Source organism: Aurantibacillus circumpalustris, from assembly GCF_029625215.1.
Classification (GTDB): domain Bacteria; phylum Bacteroidota; class Bacteroidia; order B-17B0; family Aurantibacillaceae; genus Aurantibacillus; species Aurantibacillus circumpalustris.
The window spans coordinates 3,603,841-3,624,762 of the sequence record NZ_CP121197.1; the positions used below are offsets into that span (position 1 = coordinate 3,603,841).

At 34.9% G+C, this 20,922-nt stretch carries 20 protein-coding genes; 10 read left to right on the forward strand and 10 right to left on the reverse strand.

Annotated features, from left to right (window positions below; genetic code table 11):
* A complete protein-coding gene (locus P2086_RS14900) occupies positions 1-891 on the forward strand; it encodes a lysophospholipid acyltransferase family protein (protein ID WP_317897546.1) in 891 nt (296 codons plus the stop codon).
* Here P2086_RS14900 and ligA read toward each other — a convergent pair.
* Genes ligA through P2086_RS14920 form a run of 4 tightly spaced genes read right to left on the reverse strand, consistent with a single transcriptional unit; the run spans position 881 to position 4,375 of the window.
* The gene (gene ligA, locus P2086_RS14905; protein WP_317897547.1) at positions 881-2,911 is read right to left on the reverse strand and encodes an NAD-dependent DNA ligase LigA; all 2,031 of its coding nucleotides are present in this window, start codon (positions 2,909-2,911) and stop codon (positions 881-883) included. The genes P2086_RS14900 and ligA overlap by 11 nt on opposite strands.
* Position 2,912: 1 nt before the next feature.
* Entirely contained in the window at positions 2,913-3,389 is a 477-nt protein-coding gene (msrC, locus tag P2086_RS14910) for a free L-methionine (R)-S-oxide reductase MsrC (protein ID WP_317897548.1), read from the reverse strand.
* 55 nt (positions 3,390-3,444) lie between these two features.
* Complete coding sequence (locus P2086_RS14915) at positions 3,445-3,798, reverse strand: HepT-like ribonuclease domain-containing protein (protein WP_317897549.1); 354 nt, start codon at positions 3,796-3,798, stop codon at positions 3,445-3,447.
* Positions 3,788-4,375 carry a helix-turn-helix domain-containing protein gene (locus P2086_RS14920; RefSeq protein WP_317897550.1) on the reverse strand — a complete coding sequence of 196 codons (588 nt, stop codon included), beginning with the start codon at positions 4,373-4,375 and terminating at the stop codon, positions 3,788-3,790. The genes P2086_RS14915 and P2086_RS14920 overlap by 11 nt, the downstream gene beginning before the upstream one ends.
* 184 nt (positions 4,376-4,559) lie before the next feature.
* On the opposite strand from P2086_RS14920, the gene P2086_RS14925 reads away from it, so the two are divergent.
* From P2086_RS14925 to P2086_RS14935, 3 genes are all read left to right on the forward strand, one after another.
* Complete coding sequence (locus P2086_RS14925) at positions 4,560-5,171, forward strand: cupin domain-containing protein (protein ID WP_317897551.1); 612 nt, start codon at positions 4,560-4,562, stop codon at positions 5,169-5,171.
* A 325-nt stretch (positions 5,172-5,496) separates the two neighbouring features.
* Positions 5,497-5,874 (forward strand): BlaI/MecI/CopY family transcriptional regulator, encoded by a 378-nt coding sequence (locus tag P2086_RS14930; RefSeq protein ID WP_317897552.1) that lies wholly within the window; start codon positions 5,497-5,499, stop codon positions 5,872-5,874.
* A complete protein-coding gene (locus P2086_RS14935; RefSeq protein ID WP_317897553.1) occupies positions 5,867-8,182 on the forward strand; it encodes a M56 family metallopeptidase in 2,316 nt (771 codons plus the stop codon). Before P2086_RS14930 ends, P2086_RS14935 begins: the two co-directional genes overlap by 8 nt.
* A gap of 107 nt (positions 8,183-8,289) precedes the next feature.
* Here P2086_RS14935 and P2086_RS14940 read toward each other — a convergent pair whose 3' ends face one another.
* Together P2086_RS14940 and P2086_RS14945 are read right to left on the reverse strand one after the other, a co-directional pair.
* Positions 8,290-9,051, reverse strand: a complete 762-nt coding sequence (locus P2086_RS14940; RefSeq protein ID WP_317900266.1) for an MBL fold metallo-hydrolase — start codon at positions 9,049-9,051, stop codon at positions 8,290-8,292.
* 16 nt (positions 9,052-9,067) lie between these two features.
* Positions 9,068-9,445 (reverse strand): hypothetical protein, encoded by a 378-nt coding sequence (locus P2086_RS14945; RefSeq protein WP_317897554.1) that lies wholly within the window; start codon positions 9,443-9,445, stop codon positions 9,068-9,070.
* A gap of 411 nt (positions 9,446-9,856) precedes the next feature.
* Between P2086_RS14945 and P2086_RS14950 the strand changes: the two genes are divergently transcribed.
* Together P2086_RS14950 and efp are read left to right on the forward strand one after the other, a co-directional pair.
* Positions 9,857-10,822, forward strand: a complete 966-nt coding sequence (locus P2086_RS14950; protein WP_317897555.1) for an acetyl-CoA carboxylase carboxyltransferase subunit alpha — start codon at positions 9,857-9,859, stop codon at positions 10,820-10,822.
* 43 nt (positions 10,823-10,865) lie between these two features.
* Positions 10,866-11,429 carry an elongation factor P gene (gene efp / locus P2086_RS14955; protein WP_317897556.1) on the forward strand — a complete coding sequence of 188 codons (564 nt, stop codon included), beginning with the start codon at positions 10,866-10,868 and terminating at the stop codon, positions 11,427-11,429.
* Between the two features lie 46 nt (positions 11,430-11,475).
* On the opposite strand, the gene msrA is transcribed toward efp, so the two are convergent.
* Together msrA and P2086_RS14965 are read right to left on the reverse strand one after the other, a co-directional pair.
* Positions 11,476-12,171: a peptide-methionine (S)-S-oxide reductase MsrA gene (msrA, locus tag P2086_RS14960; RefSeq protein ID WP_317897557.1), complete on the reverse strand. Its 696-nt coding sequence runs from the start codon at positions 12,169-12,171 to the stop codon at positions 11,476-11,478.
* A 3-nt stretch (positions 12,172-12,174) separates the two neighbouring features.
* On the reverse strand, positions 12,175-12,717 hold the full coding sequence (locus tag P2086_RS14965; protein ID WP_317897558.1) for a hypothetical protein: 543 nt from the start codon (positions 12,715-12,717) through the stop codon (positions 12,175-12,177).
* A gap of 75 nt (positions 12,718-12,792) precedes the next feature.
* Between P2086_RS14965 and P2086_RS14970 the strand changes: the two genes are divergently transcribed.
* Positions 12,793-14,064 (forward strand): replication-associated recombination protein A, encoded by a 1,272-nt coding sequence (locus P2086_RS14970; protein WP_317897559.1) that lies wholly within the window; start codon positions 12,793-12,795, stop codon positions 14,062-14,064.
* Between the two features lie 76 nt (positions 14,065-14,140).
* Here the strand turns inward: P2086_RS14970 and P2086_RS14975 are convergent, their stop codons facing one another.
* Entirely contained in the window at positions 14,141-14,446 is a 306-nt protein-coding gene (locus P2086_RS14975; RefSeq protein WP_317897560.1) for a hypothetical protein, read from the reverse strand.
* Positions 14,447-14,531: 85 nt separating this feature from the next.
* Entirely contained in the window at positions 14,532-15,605 is a 1,074-nt protein-coding gene (locus P2086_RS14980; RefSeq protein WP_317897561.1) for a T9SS type A sorting domain-containing protein, read from the reverse strand.
* A gap of 120 nt (positions 15,606-15,725) precedes the next feature.
* Between P2086_RS14980 and P2086_RS14985 the strand changes: the two genes are divergently transcribed.
* The 3 genes from P2086_RS14985 (at position 15,726) to P2086_RS14995 (ending at position 20,917) form a co-directional block, all read left to right on the forward strand.
* Positions 15,726-17,417 (forward strand): BamA/TamA family outer membrane protein, encoded by a 1,692-nt coding sequence (locus P2086_RS14985; protein WP_317897562.1) that lies wholly within the window; start codon positions 15,726-15,728, stop codon positions 17,415-17,417.
* 69 nt (positions 17,418-17,486) lie between these two features.
* Positions 17,487-18,908 (forward strand): choice-of-anchor B family protein, encoded by a 1,422-nt coding sequence (locus P2086_RS14990; protein WP_317897563.1) that lies wholly within the window; start codon positions 17,487-17,489, stop codon positions 18,906-18,908.
* A 131-nt stretch (positions 18,909-19,039) separates the two neighbouring features.
* Positions 19,040-20,917, forward strand: a complete 1,878-nt coding sequence (locus tag P2086_RS14995) for a choice-of-anchor B family protein (RefSeq protein ID WP_317897564.1) — start codon at positions 19,040-19,042, stop codon at positions 20,915-20,917.
* Positions 20,918-20,922 lie beyond the last annotated feature (5 nt).

The window sequence follows — 20,922 nt, forward strand, 5'->3', positions numbered from 1 at the left end:
TTGAGTAAATGGCTGTTTAAAATATTCGTCATTCCCCTACTCTATTTTATTTCAATTTTACCTTTTTGGTTATTGCTTGGTATCAGTCACTTTTTTTACCTCATTGTTTATTACCTGATTGGTTACCGTAAAAAAGTAGTCATCGAAAATTTAAAAAATTCTTTTCCCGAAAAATCTGAAAAAGAAATAAAAAAAATAACCAAAGATTTTTACCTACACTTCTGTGACGTTATTTTTGAAACCGTAAAACTACTTACCATTTCAAAAAAAGAATTTAAAAAACGCTGTGCAATGGATGAAGCATCCATAAAATCATTTCATTATTTCTTTAACAAAAACCAAACCTTTGTAGGTGTGATGGGACATTGCGGCAATTGGGAATGGGGTGCCATTGCACATCAGGTCTATTTTGAACGCATGATTACTGGCGTTTACCACCCACTATCAAATAAAAACTTTGATAAATTCATGCTCAATTTACGCGGGCGTTTTGGTGGAGACATTGTTGCCATGAGTCAACTTTACAAACGACTGATTACATTAAAGCAACAAAATATTTCTACAACAATCGGTCTTATTGCAGATCAAACCCCACCACCAGAGAGTGCTTATTGGACAAACTTTTTAAATCAAGACACACCCGTTTTTAACGGGACAGAAAAACTTGCCAAAAAATTCAATTACCCAGTGGTGTATTTGAATATAAAAAAAGTAAAACGTGGGTATTATGATTTAAGCACAACCATTATTACTGAGAATCCACAAGATCATCCTGTTGGTGAAATCACAGAACTACACACAAAACATCTTGAAAAAAACATCCGAGAACAGCCTTATACCTGGCTTTGGAGTCATAGAAGATGGAAACACAAGAGATCCGTCAAACCTTAATCATCGCTACAAAATCATCTTCACTGATAATTTTAACGCCCAACTTCTCTGCTTTTTTTAATTTCTCAGGCCCCATATTATCTCCGGCAAGCAAATAAGATGTTTTACCACTTATAGATCCGGAGTTTTTTCCACCATGAAACTCAATCATTTCTTTTAACTGATCGCGGCTGTGCGAATTAAAAACGCCAGAAATTACAAAAGTCAACTCTTTCAGCTTTTCACTTCCTGCTTGTTGTTGTTCTTCGCTGAGTTCAAATTTTAAACCCGATGCTTTTAAACGTTCAATAATGTTTCTGTTTTTTTCATCACCAAAATACGCAGCAATACTTTCTGCAATGATGCTTCCTACCTCATCAATACTTAATAACTCTTCTTTTGTTGAATTCATTAACACATTAAGCGATTTTACTTTCTTGGCTATCTTTTTTGCAGTGGTTTCACCAACGTGCCTAATACCAATAGAATACAACACGCGCTCAAAAGGCACCTGTTTACTTGCTTCCAGGCCATCAATTAAATTTTGAGCTGATTTTTCAGCCATACGTTCTAAAGAAAGTAATTGCTCTTTTTTTAAATCGTAGAGATCAGCAATATTTTTTACTAAACCTGCTTTATATAATTGTTCTATGGTTTCTGCACCCAAGCTATCAATATTCATGGCACGACGTCCAACAAAATGCTCCATTCTTCCCTTTACTTGTGGTGGACAAGCATTTTCATTCGGACAAAAATGATTTGCTTCACCCTCTTCTCTTTCAAGCCAAGCATTGCATTCAGGACAATGAGTAATGTAAACTGTTTTCACTGAATCCACTTTTCGCTTAGTAAAATCTACACCAATGATTTTTGGAATAATTTCTCCGCCCTTCTCTACAAAAACCTGATCGCCAATTCGCACATCTAATTTCTCAATGATATCGGCATTATGCAAGGATGCGCGTTTTACTGTTGTTCCACCCAAAGCCACCGGCTTTAAATTCGCAACGGGAGTAATAGCACCGGTTCTTCCAACCTGATAGGAGATTTCTAATAGTTCAGTACTTACTTGTTCTGCTTTAAATTTATAAGCAATGGCCCAGCGCGGTGATTTGGCAGTGAAACCCAACTGCAATTGTTGTTTGTAATCGTTTACTTTAATTACAACACCATCTGTATCAAAAGGTAATTCAAATCTTTTTTTATCCCAAACATGAATAAACTCAAGTACCTCATCCATACTTCCAACCAATTTTGAGTATTCACTCACTTTAAATCCCCAACTTTTAGCTGCTTCAATACTTTCAAAATGACTTTTAAAAGGCGTATCGCTAATAACATTATACAAAAAACAATCGAGTTTACGCGAAGCAACTACTCTACTATCTTGCATTTTCATAGTGCCGCTGGCTGCGTTGCGGGGATTCGCCAGTGGTGTGTCACCAATTTCTTCACGCTCTTTATTAATGGTATCAAATATTGGACGCGGTAAAAATATTTCTCCTCTAATTTCAAACAGCGGTGGATAATTGCCTTTTAATTTTAGGGGAATAGATTTAATTGTTTTTACATTGGTAGATACATCATCGCCTTGAACACCATCGCCGCGGGTTACCGCCTGAAACAATTCCCCGTCTTTGTATGTAAGTCCAATAGAAAGCCCATCAAATTTTAACTCACACACATAATTTACTTTGTTATTTGAGAATAAATCATTTACCTCAAGTCCTAAACCCTCCTGCACTCTTCGATCGAAGTCGATCATGTCTTCTTCGTTATAACTATTGGAGAGTGAAAGCATAGGATGTTTATGCTTAACGGAAGCGAATACTTTTGTGATCGTACCCCCTACCCTTTGGCTTGGAGAGTTTTGTGATAACAGTTCTGGAAATTGTTTTTCAAGCGCGATAAGTTCTTCCAATAATTTATCGAATTCAAAATCGCTTATAGTCGGAGTATCTAGCACATAATAATTGCGATTGTGTAGCTCAAGTTGACTGGAAAGTTCTTTGATTTTTTTTTCAGCAGAAATAGTATCCATATTAAAATTGCAATAAAGCTATAATTTGATTTAAATAAAGTTCGTCTGTTTTATCGAAAGAATTTAATTCATCACTATCAACATCTAACACACCTACAACAGAATTATTTTTGTCGAACAAAGGAAGAACAATTTCACTTTTACTTAATGAACTGCAGGCAATGTGTCCTGGAAATTTATCTACATCTTCCACAATGATAGATTCTTTTTTTTGCCAGGAAGTTCCGCAAACACCCTTACCCAAATTAATCCGCGTGCATGCCACAGGCCCCTGAAACGGACCTAAAACCAATTGTTCGCCTTTCACCAAATAAAATCCAACCCAAAAAAAACTCATGCCGTACTTTAAGGCAGCACAAATGTTCGCAAGATTAGCGGTTGCATCACTTTCAGACTCTAACAAGGCTTTTATTTGAGGAAGCAACTCCTTGTATTTTTCTTCTTTATTGCTTGCAGTAATTATAAGATCGTCGGCCATATTGTAAATTTATATATTCTTTAAGAACCTGTATGAGAAATTATTTCAATTGTTTTTAGGATTTAAACTCTTTCTTTAAAATGTTTTTAACAACCGTTTTTATCTCCGGTAAATCTTTTTGAATAATTTCCCAAACAGCTCTCATCTTAATGTTAAAGTACTCATGAGCGATCATGTTTCTGAATGAACGGACTTTATACCAAGGGTAATTGTATTTATCCAATATGTCTGATTCCACATGTATAATAGCTTCGCCAATTATAATAAACTGAAGCAAAACTGCGTCCTGCAACATTTCATTTTTGAGAAACAATTTTAAATCAGTTGAGCCAACAAACTTTTCAATACTTGAAATTGCTTTTCCAATATGTTCCAACCTTTCATGACTTTCCAGATGACTATCTTTCATAAACAAGCTTCAAATCTGGCTCAACGTTTTTTAGAATATAGGGTTTAAATGAATCTATAAATCCAACATCCACTTTACGATTAAGTTTACTTTCTAAAAGATGTTTTACTTCGGCTAAATCAAAATACGAAAACGTTTTATCCGTTTGTAGAGCTATGTCTACATCACTTTTCGGACCATCGTCAGCTCTGGCAAAGGATCCATATATCCACGCTTTTTGAATGTGTTTAAATCCCTTTATTGCCGTTTTTATTTTCTTTAATAGTTCGTTTCTATCAATCTTTTTAAAGTTGATGTACTCTATTTTTTCTTCAGCTACTTGTAACACCTTTAAGGCCATGTGCTCATCTTCTAGCGTATTGACCAGTTTATCAGACAACCACGAAACCAATAAATCGCTTTCTTGTACTTTAAAGTATTTTGCAAGTTTTACAACATTTTCACGTGTTGCGTTTCGCTGCCCCCGCTCAATCTTACTCAAAATCGCTTGATCTATTTCCAAATAAGCTGCCACTACGCGTAAAGGCATTTTTCTTTCTTCTCTTAATTTGCGAATTATTTCTCCTAAGCTCTCCATTTCAATTTCTTCACTTTTGACAATTTATGTCAAAATTATAAATAAAAACTGAGACTTTAAAATATTCTATTTTGATCTCTTTTTTAGTTTTGCTTTAACATTATAAACCTACATTTATAACATCTAAAAAGACTTAATAAACGTAAATAGAACATTATTCCGTTCCAATAGACTAAAAAGTCAAATGACAATACTTGAAAACTACATAAAAACGGGCATTCTTGAGCAATTTGTGCTCGGTTTATCCACCGAACTAGAAAATCTTCAGGTAAAAGAAATGTGTATTCAGTATCCACAGTTGGAGGTCGAAATTGATACTATCATTGCTTCACTTATTACCTATGGAGAAACAAATGCTCCTGAAATAGATCCAACGATTAAACCTTTGCTCATAGCAACGATTGACTACACCGAACGTTTAAAAAACGGAGAAACACCTACTTTTCCTCCCGAATTAAACGAGCGATCGCTTATAAACGATTACGCAGAATGGTTAAACCGAAAAGATTTAGAACTCTTAAACATAGACGAAGAAATTGAGCTTAAATTAATTGGGCATACACCTAAAATAATGACCGCTATTTTACGCATTAACACAGTAACACCAGCCGAAACACATACGAAAGAATTTGAGAAATTTTTAATTCTAGAAGGTTCCTGCGATATTGAAACACCAAATAAAACATATTCGTTAACGCCTGGAGATTATTTTTCGATTCCTTTACACGTGAAGCATTCAATTAAAGTAACATCAAAAGAGCCCTGCAAAGTTATTTTGCAGAGGGTTGCTGCTTAACTAAACATAGAACGATAATCAACGATTAAACACTATGCACTAATCTTCGTTGTATCATTCGTCAATTACATATTTTTTGCAACCTCTTTTTTCAGACACTTTGTGTTTATTCATTGACCAAATCCACATTGTCTTAAATCCAAATAAACCATAAGATACGGCTCTTAACTTTTCACGGAAATTATTAGCAGGAATTTAACAAAAATAAAATACTGAAATTCAATTGATTATACCATTTAAACTATATTTATAGTTTTATAACTATAAATATAGTTGATAGTACTAAATATTCAGTTTACATTTGAAGTAAAATAAATCTAATACCATGAACGAATTAACAAAAGCAGAAGAACAGATTATGCAAGTTCTTTGGGAAAAGGAAAAAGCATTTGTAAAAGATATTATTGATGAATTGCCAAAACCAAAACCTGCTTACAATACTGTTTCAACCATTATAAGAACACTCGAACGAAAGAAGTTTGTTCATCATAAAAGTTATGGAAACTCACACCAGTATTTTCCTATTGTTGAAAAAAGTGACTACACAAAATTGTTTATGAAGCGCGTCATCAGTAATTATTTTGATAATTCGCTTCACCAAATGGTTTCTTTTTTTTCGAAGGAAAACGATCTGAATATTAATGAGGTAGAGGAAGCAATTAAACTTATGCAAGAAATTAAATCCAAAAAAAAACATGAATAATTTTATCATTTACTCGTTAGAGATCGCAATAAGCCTTGCTTTATTTTTTTCAGCCTACTGGCTCCTTTTGAAAAACGAAACTTTTTTTAAGCTTAACAGATTTTATCTGGTCTCTTCGGTCGTGATAGCTTTGTTACTGCCACTTCTTAATATAAGTTTGGCTGAAACAAATGGAGAAAATTCATTTATCACCAGATACCTGGTGTTACCAATCGAACAAATCGAACAGAGTCTCCTTGGAAACACCACGAGCGAATCCATTCCAATAAAAAACAGAACCACTCTTTTAAAAAACAACCTAAATACGCTAAATGCTGAATCCGAAAGTCTTTTAGGCTCCACACAAAGCATGGCTGCAACGTCGATTGAAAGTAGTAGTGATAGTAAATTAAATTGGCTTAGCATTGTGTTGGTATTGTATTTTATCGGAGCGGCGCTTTTCTTGATTCGTTTTATTGCCAATTTAATTTGGGTTTTTACCTCTGTTTTGAAAAACAAATCCCAACAACTACTTGGTAGGCGAATAATTCGAATTAAAAGAAATAGTTCGCCATTTTCTTTTTTAAATTTCATATTCATTAGTGTGAATGAATATCGGGAAGATGAATTGGTTAAAATAATCACGCATGAAAAAATACATATCCAACAAAAACATTCCTTAGATCTTATTCTATTCGAATTATTGTTGGTTTTTCAATGGTTCAATCCCTTTGCATGGTTTTACAAACATGCCATAAAAATTACACATGAGTATTTAGCCGACGAAGGAACTTTAAACTCAGGAGTAGATGTAGCAAGTTACCAATACTCTTTGCTCAATCAGGTTCTGAGTGAAAACAATTTAGAAATTGCAAGCAACTATAATTTATCCATTAAAAAAAGAATAGCCATGATGATGAAAAAAAGAACCTCAAAATTAGCTACACTAAAACTAGTTATTACTTTACCACTAGTGATTTTTCTATTTAGTGCGTTTGCTTTTTGTACTACATCCCCTGAAAAGGATGTTGAGCAGAATGAAACAAATCAATCAGTTCCAATTGGCGATACAACCATCAAACGTGTAGATGTTCCTATTGAGTATTTAAAATTATTGGAGGGTGAGTACATTTCTACTAATGAGCATGGCAGAGTGAGAAGAATCATTTTTACCGAATTGCTAGGCACCTTGCGTGGTTGGGACAATATGATCGAATTTGACCATGGTTACTCATACAAAATAATACCCGTTGGAGAGGAAAAATTTATTAATCCTGATGATCACGAATCTCTGGTATTTGATACTAAAGACAAGAATGACATAAGCTTATTGCTTTTTGGAAGGATTAATTTAAAGAAGGTGAAATTAGAGAAAGATAAATTTGCTCACGGAGCTAATGCTGTTAGGTTATCGATTGCTTATCCTTTAGCAAGTATGATGTTGAAGGAGGGTATCCCTGCAGCGCTTTCGTATTACAAAGCCAGAAAAGATTCCATTTATCTTGCTGAACATGAAATGAATTTTGCTGGATACGATCTGTTACAAGCCGGAAAACCCAAAGAAGCTGCGGCAATTTTTAAGTTAAACTCTGAACTATTTCCAAATTCATTTAATGCTTACGATAGTTATGGAGAAGCTTTAATGGCTCTTGGAGAAAAAACTCTGGCTATTGAAAACTACAAAAAATCAGTACAATTAAACCCTGGCAGCAAAAGTGGCATAAAGGTGTTGAAAGAAGCCGGTATAAATACGGACGACCTCATCAAAACTGTAAAATTGACTACTGAATATTTGAAACTTTTAGAAGGTGATTATCTTTCCACCAATCAGCCCACCTGGATGAGATGGATAAAATTTGTTGTGGAAGATGGTGTATTAGTTGGCGTCGACAATGGTTATAGATACAAATTGCTTCCAATGGGAAACGGAAAATTTATCAATCCTGATGATGGAGTACCTTTAGTATTTGATACAAAAGACAAAAATGCAATAAGCTTATTTATTTTTGGAAAAACAACTTTAAAGAAAGTAAAAAGATCTGAAGTTATTGATATAAAAAAATACACTGGTGTTTATTTGCCTGCTAAAAAGGACACGATACTAAAGCCAATGGAAATAATTAATAAGGAAGCTAAATTATTCAGATTCATCAGTGATGCACAAGGTGCCAATAAAATGGTTGAATTGGAAGCTGCATCGGATAAAATTTTCTTTTATACCGATAAGAGCTTTAGAAGCATTGAATTTATTTTAGATAATAATAATGAAGTCACAGGTTGTATTATGAGAAGATCAGATGGTATTTTTAACCTTTCTCGAAAAAAATAGAGCCGATAAAGAGTTGATTGTAAAATAGTTTAATTAGTCAAGAACATAATCAAGTATATTCTTACTAAAACTGTTTTACTCTCAACAAACTATAAAAATGGTTTTGCCTATACAACAATCTGCAAACCATCAATTGCCAGCTCCATATTGTCCGGTAACTCCTTATTTAATTCTTCATGGAGTCCGAGTTGATGTGAGATGTGTGTAAAATAAGCCTTTTTAGGCTTAAGCTCTTTGACCATTTCAATTGCTTCTTCAAAAGTGAAATGAGAAATATGTGGTTCTCTTCTTAAAGCATTTAAAACTAAAACGTCAAGATTTTTTAGTTTTTCTTTCTCTGTTTCCGCTATAAAATTTGCATCGGTGATATAAGCAAAGTTATTGGCTCTAAAACCTTTAACCGGCAATTTATAATGCATTACATTAATTGGCTGCAAAATAATGTCCTTGATATGAAAAACTTCGTTATCGAACTCATAAAGATCCACGTCAGGAATACCTGGATACTTTATATCCGCAAAAATATAAGCGAACTCTCTTTTTAAAGCGTCCTCTACTCTTTGTGTAGCGTAAACAGGCATCCTCATTTTATTGAGAAAGTTAAAAGCTTTTATTTCATCTAATCCCGCAATGTGATCTTTGTGTTCGTGTGTAAAAACAACGGCATCTATTTTTTTAATTTTTTCTCGTAGCATTTGCATTCTAAAATCAGGTCCAGAATCAATGACTATTCGCGTTTTAGCAGTTTCTATTAGAATGGAAGAGCGCAAACGCTTGTCCCTTGAATCATCGCTCGTGCAAACCCTGCAACCGCAGGCAATCATAGGCACACCTTGCGAAGTGCCTGTTCCTAAAAATGTGACTTTAATTGACAAATCTTTTTTATTAATCTTCTGTTACTGCAACGTTAACTTCTATAGTACTTTCCGAACCCACGTGCACTGGTGTTCCGCCAACTACTATGTAGGGAGGAAGAATATCATAATCGTAACCAAAACCATATAAAAAGTAATCACCTTTATAACACTTAATCGAAAAATTTCCTTCAGCATCTGCTCTTACTTTATCGTCATAAGTAGTTGTATCGTCGCCTGGAAAATTCTTAGCGTCAAATTTTATAAAAACACTTGCATTTGCAATAGCTTTTGAATGATGGGCTACTTTACCCTTTATGGTATGACTTCCTCCTAATTGATTTTTTTTACACGAAAAAAAGGCCACGGAGAGTGACAATAAAAGACCTACTAGAACAATTTTTTTCATTTTGTATAAAATTAGAATTTTAAACTTTGAGTGAGATCAAGAAAAAAAGTTAAACCCCACTTTAAAACTTACACAGGTAAAGGTATTTAAAAAAATACTTTTATAGAATCATAAAACCAAGCTTTAAACACTTTTTGGCATTACGATTTTTAATTAAACCTCACCAAAAACATATAGAATCAAACAGATATATTGAATGACTTTACTTACGAACCTTTACAAGCAATTTATTATGTTAAGACAAAAAAATTAGCTTTTAAACGTATTTAAATTTGCCTTAAAAAGACGAAAAATTAACAATAAAACGCCTATTTTACACTCCTAACTGAAAACCAGTAAGTTATACAACGTGTTTAGAAATATCTATTTTTCAAAAATTTCTATCTTTGCGCCCTAACTTATTAAAATACCATGACGTATTTGGATTTTGAAAAACCAATTCAGGATATAGAAGAAGAACTCGTTAAACTAAGAGAGGTCGCTTCAAAAAGCAAAGTTGATTTAACGGAGAAGATTAAAGAATTAGAATCTCACATGCATGAAAAAACTAAAGAGATTTATTCTAATCTAACAGCCTGGCAATGTGTTCAAGTAAGCAGACATCCAGAAAGACCTTATACCTTAGCCTACATAGATGCAATAACTGATAAAACTTTTATTGAATTACATGGAGACCGAACCGTTGGTGATGATAAAGCGATGGTTGGTGGTTTTGGAGAAATAGATGGTCAAACTGTGATGTTTATTGGTCAGCAAAAAGGATTAAACACCAAGATGCGTCAAATAAGGCGCTTTGGAATGGCTAATCCGGAAGGTTACCGCAAAGCCTTGCGTTTAATGAAACTTGCCGAAAAATTCAATAAACCAATTGTAACTTTAATAGATACTCCTGGTGCTTATCCTGGACTAGAAGCCGAAGAGCGTGGACAAGGCGAAGCCATTGCAAGAAATTTATTGGAAATGGTTCAACTAAAAGTTCCTGTAATTTGTATTGTGATTGGCGAAGGAGCTAGCGGTGGAGCTTTAGGTATAGGTATTGGCGATAAAGTGCTCATGCTTCAAAACTCCTGGTACTCTGTTATTTCACCCGAAAACTGTTCATCTATTTTATGGCGTACATGGGCCCAAAAAGAAAAAGCTGCTGAGGCCTTAAAACTAACCTCACACGACATGAGTAAAAACGGATTGGTTGATGGCGTTATTCCTGAACCTTTAGGTGGAGCGCACCGCAATCCAGAAGAAGTTTTTACAACGGTAAAAGAAGAAATTAAAAAGCATTTAAAAACTTTGGCTAAAGTAAAACCTGAGAAAAGAATAGAACAAAGGATCGAAAAATTCTCAGCGATGGGTGTCGTACACGACTTATCAGAAGAGTAAAATTCTAAATAAAAAAATTGTAAATAATTAAATAATAAATCAAATGGCAGACACAGGCGATATCAATGTAGGTTCAATTATTCGTTTTAACGGAGAATTGGTACAAATTACCGATTACCAGCACAGAACTCCAGGAAATCTTAGAGCATTTTATCAAGCGAAAATGCGCAACTTAAAAAATGGCAAACAAACCGAAAATCGTTTTAGAAGCGGCGAAGGTGTTGAAATTGTACGCGTAGAATTTCGTATGATGCAATTCATATATACAGAAGGTGAATTCGCTGTGGTAATGGATAATACAACCTTCGAACAAGTTCATATTCCCATGCTAATGTTTGGCGATAGCGGACGTTTCTTGAAAGAAGGAATGGAAGTGAAAATTAGTTTTGAAGGCGACGACGCAATTCTGGCCGAAGCACCAACATTTGTAGAAGTTCAAATAACCTATGCAGAACCAGGATTAAAAGGAGATACAGCAACCAACACGCTAAAACCTGCAACCATTGATACCGGAACAGAAATTCGCGTACCACTTTTTGTAAACGAAGGCGATTGGGTGAAAGTAGACACTCGCACGGGCGAATACGTTGAAAGGGTTAAAAAATAAATTAATAAAAAAGCGAGAAGAATTTTTCTCGCTTTTTTTATGCCTATCAATTCTTCTTCATCTTATCCTTAAAAATTTTTTCAAACTTCTCAACCTTTGGTTGAATTACAAAACGGCAGTATCCCTCGCTCCCATTCTGATTGTAATAATTTTGATGATAATCTTCAGCAGGATAATAATTGGTAAAAGCGGCTATTTGTGTTACAATAGGATTCGGATAAACATGCGCCTCATTTAACTCCTTTTTGTAACGCTCTGCTTTTGCTTTTTGCTCTTCATTATGATAAAAAATCGCCGAACGGTATTGAGTGCCGTGATCATTACCCTGACTGTTTAAAGTTGTTGGATCATGCGTTTTCCAAAACACCTCGAGTAATTCATCGAAACTAATTTTCGTCTTGTCGTATTCAATTTGGCAGACCTCAGCGTGTCCGGTAGTTCCATTACATACTTCTCTGTAAGAAGGGTTTTTAACGGTGCCGCCGCTATACCCACTCTTAATACTAATAACTCCTTCCAAACGTTGAAAAACAGCTTCTACGCACCAAAAACAGCCTGCGCCAAAAGTAGCAGTATCTATTGTTTGATTTGATGTATTGTCATTTACCGGTTTTGCTTTAGTTTCTTCTGTGTTCATAGTTACAGTATTTGTGGAGGTTGTTTTACTCTGTCCGCAAGCGGAGATAAAAAAAAGAGCCGCAACAAATGTTACAGCTACTTTTATAATTTGTTTTCGTTTCATGACCTATTTACGATCTCCGTCACCTTTTGGTTCTTCACCTGGGTCAACAATTTCGAAAATTTTATTTTCTTTTTTCTTTTTTGGTTTTTTTGGCTTCCCACCTTTTTCGCGACCAACAAAATCAAAATACTTCTTGAGCTTATCGTTTTTGGTAATTTTTATAGTTCCATCCAAATCCCACTCAATCGACACAAAATTTATAGTCACAGTTTGATTGTCTTCATTTGTAGCAGACGATTCCACTTCAAGTAAACGTACTTCTGTGTCAGTTGAATCGGTATAGATAGAATCTTTGTTAATGCGATATCTCATCCATTTATAACCAAACTTGCTAAATAAATAATCACTGAATAATTTACCATCCTTAAAAGTCATTTTATCTTGTATTCCTTTCTTTGCAGCAACGCTATCCTTCATCTGATCCAACATAATGTTAAAAGTTCTTTTATGTAAAGAATCTTTCTCACCTTTAAAAGCCATTAAAGCCATAAACAAAACAACACATGCAACAACTGCTTTGAATGAACTAGTTTTTAATATACCCATAACAATTTTTATAGAATTTTCTACGTAAAAATAGGAATTTATTATTTACTTAAGCGTTAAATATAATTAACAAAAATGCAACCACTCGCAGAGCGTGTTCGTCCGAAAAACCTTGATCAATATATTGGTCAGCAACATATAATCGGCGCTAATAGCGCACTAAAAAACGCGATACAAAAAAACTTACTTCCTTCTCTTATTTTATGGGGACCACCAGGTGTTGGTAAAACATCATTAGCATTAATTATTGCCGGAGAATTAAAACGTCCTTTTTACATGCTTAGTGCAATTAACAGCGGTGTGAAAGATGTGAGAGAAGTCATTGAGAAAGCAGGTGACAACAATCTATTTAATCAAAACAAACCAGTATTATTTATCGATGAGATTCACCGCTTTAGTAAATCTCAACAAGACTCGCTTTTAGGTGCGGTTGAAAAAGGTGTAGTTACGCTTATAGGCGCAACAACTGAGAACCCTTCATTTGAAGTAATTCCTGCACTTTTATCGCGTTGCCAGATTTATGTTTTAAAATCATTAGAAGAACTCGAACTGCTTGAACTCTTAAAAAAAGCAATTCATGAAGACGAATATCTTTCGACAAAAAAAATAGAACTAAAAGAACATGAAGCGCTTATTCGTGTCAGCGGTGGCGATGCTCGTAAATTATTAAATGCCTTAGAAATTACGGTAAATAGTATTGGTGCAAACGAAATTGTAATTACAAATGAACTTGTATTAAACACGATTCAACAAAATCTTGCCCTTTATGATAAAAGTGGAGAACAGCACTACGACATTATCTCAGCCTTTATAAAATCAATTCGCGGTAGCGATCCAAATGCCGCACTTTATTATCTCGCAAGAATGTTAAAAGGTGGAGAAGATCCCTTATTTATAGCCAGAAGATTACTTATTCTCTCTAGCGAAGACATTGGTAATGCTAACCCAAATGCCTTGCTTTTAGCTAACAATTGTTTTAATGCTGTAAATGTTATTGGGATGCCCGAAGCGCGAATTATTCTTGGTCAGTGTGTAACCTATTTAGCCTGCAGTACTAAGAGCAATGCTAGCTATATGGGGATTAACGAAGCCATGACGGCTGTAGATCAAACAGGTGATTTACCTGTGCCTTTGCAACTAAGAAACGCGCCAACAAAATTGATGAAAAATCTGGATTATGGTAAAGATTATAAATACGCTCACTCCTACGAAAACAATTTTATAGAGCAGGAATTTTTACCCGATGCTTTAGCTGGCAAAAAATTTTATGAACCAGGAAATAATCAACGCGAAGCTGAACAACGGGCTTACCTCAAAAAATTATGGAAAGAAAAATATGGGTATTAATCCCAAAGTTGCTCTATTCCTTCAAACAAAAAAGCCCTCAATTACGAGGGCTTTTCTTATAAATTCTCAATAAGTATTAGTGATGGGCAGGTTCTGCCTCTGGGACAGTTGTTTCAGCTGGCATTGAATCTGAATTTTCAGTTACAGCAGCAGCGTGACTTTCTGAATGATGCTCTTCAGATGCAGCAGCCTCATGATGCATTGCTTCTGTAGAAGCTCCTTCATGGCCATGACCTTCTGCGGCGTGGTGAGGTTTAGGGTCACAAAGACTTAAAAACAATACTACTGCAATAATAACGGCTGTAGCCAAAAAAAATGGCACCGTAAACGATACTGGTTTTTGTTCCATTGAATGATGTTCTTCGTGATGACCTGCTGACATATGTTTAAATTTTATGTTGCGAAAATAATCAGATTTATTTGAGAATCAAATAAAATTTACTCTAAAAAAACAAATAGCCTAAATTTTACTGTTTAATAAATTTTAAATAACTTTCTTGACCATCTACAGTTGCCTTAATTAAGTAGATCCCAGCCTCGAGTTCACTAACATTCAATTGATTTTCAGTCTCAAACAAATCAGTTTTTAAATCCAAAACTTTTGTACCATCCAAACTGTAGATTTCATAATTTGAATCCCTTTTTACGTTTTTCTGAAAATATAATATATCCTTCACTGGGTTTGGATAAACTCGTGCATCATTAATGTCTGAGTTTTCTGAAATCCCAACATTAATTTGAGTTTTTTCATAACCTCTGTAGCGCGCTTGAGTGGGCGTAAAATTTGTACCCAGTAAACTACCAGTAATTTCAAGATAAGGAATTTTACCAATTAAAGTCATCCATTGATAACTTCTTTGATAATTAGGAAAACCAAGAGGAATTGGGATAATCGTATTTTTTATGGAGTCAACTGCATATTGAGTAGTGATGAGGCGAAGGCAATTTTCCGTTCCATAAGGCGTAGTAATGGTTCCCCAACCATCAACTACTGTTACCCGATAACCCACTTTAGAATAACTAATCGGAATTATGCCTCCGGTGGATGTAGTAAATTTAAATGTAGTGCTATCATATTTAGGATATGTCATTGGAAAATTATACAATTCATCTTTATCCGAATAATAACTTGGTACCGGAACACTACTAAACGTCATTCCCACTCCATCCGCTATAAAAGCCGCAGGAGAAGTCTGTTTTTTATAAAAATTATAATAGTTTGTCATTGTTAACGGCCCCGCCCCAATAGTATCAGCAATTTTTTCACCGTAGGCATTTAAACCAAAAAGGATACTGTAGGGAGTCTGTAGTCCATTTTTAAAACTTCTAACGCCTTCAGTTGTGGAATTTACCTGAGAAAAATTCCAGGTAAAATTCACGCCTGTTTGCGTATAATTTCCTGCAGTATTAATCTGAAAATTAGTATAACGCAAGGTGTCACCACTTCCTGGCATATTACTATTACCTAAAGTAATAGGTGTTTGGGCAATAATGGCTGTTGCGCAAACGTTTAATGCAAATAACAAATAATTTTTATTCATGGTTGATTATTTTTGTAATACTTTGGTCTTTCATAAATGTAACCTTTTTTTATTATCAAAATATTTTTGTTGAATAGCTCCTGTAAATATTTTAAGCTTTTTCTAATCTTACTGTTTGTAATGAATGCAAAATCGCAAAGCGTTAGTTTGAAAATAAAATCGAAAGAACATAAAAGTCCCGCTACAAAGCTAAATTACCGAAAAAAATTTCCAACGAAATCTGAGGCTCGCAAGGAAGTTGAAAATATTTTACTTACCCTTCAATACAAAGGATATCTGCTTGCGGCGGCGGACAGCGTCCTCACTGATTCGCTTTCTATTACTGCCTTTATTTCAGAAAATGCCTTGTATAAAACAGCTCACTTAAAACTAGGTAATCTTGATCCAGGATTAGCTTCTAAACTTGGTATTAGTGAAAAACTCTACTTTAACAAGCCTTTTCGATACCGGGAAGTTGCTAAAAGCTTAGAAAAAATAATTATTTATTACGAAAACAATGGTTATCCATTTACATCGGTAAACCTTGACAGCGTAACTACGATAAACAATGAATTGTCTGCCGTTTTTAACGTTCAAAAAAACAAACAATTTAAAATCGACTCCATTAAAATAGTTGGTACTGCTAAAATAAATTCAGGCTTTATTAACCGGTACCTCTCCATAAAACCAAAGATGACATACAATGAAGAAATAGTAAAGAGCATTTCTCAAAAAATCAGACAACTACCCTTTATTAATGAGAAACAGACCCAGCGCGTGCAACTCACCGACCGAACAAACAAACTGATTCTGTTTTTAGATAAAAAAAACGCCTCCCAATTTGACGGAATACTTGGCCTACTGCCAGATGCCGACTCAAAAAAAACAATCATTACAGGTGACTTAAAACTGAAAGTGATAAATGGCATATTAAGAAATGGAGAAACATTCGATCTTGAATGGAGACGACTGCGATCACAAACACAAGATTTTAACGGACGTATAATTTATCCCTTTCTACTTGGATCGCCAATTGGTGTGGATTATGCGATAAAAATATATCGAAAGGACACAACGTTTATTGATATCACGAACAACATTGGGCTACAATATTATTTTAAAGGTTTGAATAATATCAAAGTATTCTACAAACAAAGAACAAACAATTTAATCTCCACTAGTGGTTTAACTTACATAACAACACTCCCAGAATACGCAGATATTTCTACTAATGCTTATGGCGCAGGTATTTTTTTAGAAAAACTTGATTACCGTTTTAATCCGCGCAGGGGTGTTGCTCTTACCTTGAATGGCCAAACCGGGACACGCACAATCAAAAAAAACTCAAAGGTAAATGAAGTAGCTTATAATGGACTTCTTTTGCGATCAACCCAATTTCAATTCGATGGAAGTGCGGCAGCGTATATAAATATAAAGGGAAATAGTGTTTTAAAATTTGGGGTTCAGGCTGCTTCAGTGTTTGGTAACTCTACTATTTTTAAAAACGAGTTGTTTAGAATTGGTGGTTTAAAAACCTTAAGAGGATTTGATGAAGAAAGTATTTTTACTTCAACGTATGTTATTCCAACATTGGAATACCGTTTTCTATTTGCTCAAAACTCGAATCTGTTGCTGTTTGTGGAGGGTGCTTGGTATGAAAACAATAGTAATAAACAATATGTTAAAGACACACCTATAAGCGCGGGTGCAGGTGTAAATTTTGAAACAAAAGCCGGAATCTTATCTATTAACTATGCCCTTGGCAATCAATTTGGCAATGGATTCGATTTAAGGAATGGTAAAATCCATTTTGGACTTACCGCTTTGTTCTGATTATTCTCCACCTATCAAATCAGGTAAAAAATTGGGGTAAAATAAACTATATTTGTGTAACTCATCACCATGAAAAAAATTCTATTCCTTGCCCTGTTTTTCTGTACTGTTAATTTACACTCACAGATCTTTCAAAGTTATAACATAAATCTTCTCAGTTTGTCACAACCCAACTTAGGAGATGAAGGCGTTGATAACCGACGTTACTCAGGATGTTGGGGTTGGCACCAGGTTTCTAAAAACAAAGAATACGGCATCTGTGGAGCAAGTAATGGTACATACTTTATTGATGTGTCCTCTCCCACTACACCCACTGTTTCTGGATTTATGCCAGGTGCACAAAAAAGCACCTACCGTGAAATGAAAACTTACCAGCACTACTGCTACATTGTGAGTGATGATGGTCAGAACAAAAACTTTCAAATTGTGGATATGCAATATCTTCCAGATAGTATTCATGTTGTATATAACGACTCCACCCTTTTTCGACGCGGTCATACCATTTGGATCGATAAAGACAAAATGTACATAGGTGCCATGATTCAAACCCTACCCCTTGCTATAACTTCAATGGCAGTTTATAGTTTGGCAAATCCTGAGTCGCCCGTTTTACTACGAAAGCTTGATCAAGATCTCCCCCTTCTATCGTACATACACGATATGTATGTTCGTAACGATACGGTATTTGCCTCAGCTGGATCTCAGGGTTTATATATTTTAAAATTTGATCCCATCATGAATAAGTTTAGTCAGCTAGGCACTTATGTTGATTACCAAAGTCACGGATATAACCATTCTAGTTTTTTGACAAAAGACGGGAAACACCTTATATTTTGTGATGAAGTACCTGAAAGACTTCCTATACATTTTGTTAACGTAGAAAATCTTAGTAACATACAACCCATTAAAGATTGGAATCCCACTGGAGGAAATACAACGCCGCACAACCCATACATAAGAGATAATTTTGCTATTGTATCGTGTTATCAGGATGGATTATTTATCTACGACATTTCTCAACCTTCAAATATAAATACTGTAGGATATTTTGACACACATCCACAAGCCGGACAGAACATCGGTAATTACATGAACGCGCCATATCGTGGTAACTGGGGAGCTTACCCATTTCTTCCAAGTGGTATTATAATCGCGAACGATATGCAAAATGGTATGTTTGTATTAAGCGCAGCCAGTGCTTTTACAACAACAATTAAAAACCCAGTAGGTATAAAGGAAAATACTGCTCAAGAATCAAATCTCATTATTTATCCAAATCCTGCTTCGACGCAAATAGCCCTGCATTATACTACACAAAACCCAAGCACTCTTTACCTAAAAAACATTTTAGGTCAGGTAATTACTGAAAAGGAATTTAACGGTTCCTTAAGTGAATACTTAGATGTGCGCTCGCTTGAAAGTGGGACATATTTTATTTCTATATCAGAAAAAGGAAACATTAAAACCAAAAAACTAATTATAAATCACTAATACTTCAAGAACGGGAAATATTAAAATAGTAGGTTGAAAATCACATAGTAATCATCTTAGTTTAATTAGCTCATTATTTTATTTCATCAAATAAGTAAACACTAATCAATATTAATTTAAAAAAAAATCCCATGAAGCTCAGACACATTTTTTTAATCCTTGTAATATTTTTATCGTTGAAGCAATACGCTCAAACTTACGCTGCTTCAAATTTCACACTTATTGGTCTTAGTAATCCCGAAACTACCTTTAATCCCGATTCACAAAAATATTCAGGCTGCTGGGGATGGTATCAGGCCTCAAAAAATAAAGAATATGCCGTAGCCTGTTCTCACAAAGGTACTTACTGGATAGATATTTCAAACCCGTCCACACCTACTGTATCTGCCTACCGAGCAGGTAAAAAATCTGGTTGTACATGGCGGGAAGCTAAGTCATATAGAAATTACCTTTATGTTATTAGCGATGATTTCGGGAATAACAGTTTTCAAATTTTTGACATGCAGTATTTACCCGATAGTGTACATAAAGTGTATGATGGCCAAACGCTTTTTGCACGAGCACATACACTTTACATTAATCAAGATAAATTATACATTGGTTCTGCAACTCTGGGGAGCAGTTTCTCTAGTATGCGGGTATACAGTTTAGCAAATCCTACTAATCCAACACTAATAAGAAGACTCGAACAGGATTATCCGCTCATTAACCATGTGCACGATATGATGGTGAGAAACGATACCGTTTATGCTTCCTGCGGAAATCAAGGCCTCTATATCTATAAACTTTTGGCCAACAACACGTTTACTCTGCTGGGCTCTTTAACTAATTATCCTTTTGCCGGCTATAATCATAGTAGTGCTTTAACACCAAACGGTCAAACACTCGTGTTTATGGATGAAGTTCCATCAGGACTTCCCATAAAAGTGGCTAACGTTTCAAATTTCTCAAACATACAAGTACTTGCCACCATTAATCAGTTTACCAACACAACACCGCATAACCCGTTCATGGTAAGCAATCAGTATTGTTTTGCAAGTAGTTATCAAGATGGCTTGCAACTGTTTGATATTGCTAATCCTTCTTCACCATTTTTAGCCGGTTATTTTGACACGCATCCACAATCTGGAGGAAATAACAACACATGGCTAACGGGTGATGAGTATAATGGCCAATGGGGCGCTTATCCCTATTTTCCAAGCGGCACAATTTTCGCATTAGACCGTCTCAATGGAGCGTTTTTTCTAAACACAAGTCTTTATCAAACACCACTCGTTTCTGCATCGCTCTCTGCCAAAGACACAGTTTGTGTTGGAGCTACGCTTGATCAAATAAATAATAGTACCGGTGCAAATACGTTTACATGGACCTTTCCTACAGGAGCTGTTGTGAGTCAAACACTAGGTAACGCAAGTATTTCCTTCACAAGTGCTGGAGTTTATACTGTTAATCTAATTGCTTCAAACACATCATTCTCTTCTTCGGTTACTAAAACAATTACCGTAATAAATAATAATTTAAATGCTACCATTAATTCATACAACGCATCGTGCAGCTCATGTAACACTGGTAGTATTATAGTAGTCACTGTTAACGGAAACAGTCCTTTCATTTACAATTGGCATCCACAAGCTCCCAATTCAGCTACAATTTCTAATCTGGCACCCGGCTGTTATACAGTTGATATTGTTGACCGCCTTGGATGCGCCACATCCACCAACGCATGCGTTTCTTTTAATTCAACCGTTGGTTTATCTTCTTTGAAGAATAATTCTGATTTGCTTATTTATCCTAACCCTGCATCTACTTACCTCTATTTTGTTTATCCTAATTCGAAAGAGGTAACATTGGAATTAAAAAATATTTTAGGAGAAATCGTTCTTCAAAAGCGGGTACAAGGAATCGCGCCAAATCAAATTGATATCCGCCATTTAGTGAATGGCAGCTATTTTATTTCTATTTTAGAGAACGAATCTATTCAAAATAAAAAAATAATAATTCAACATTAAAGAGT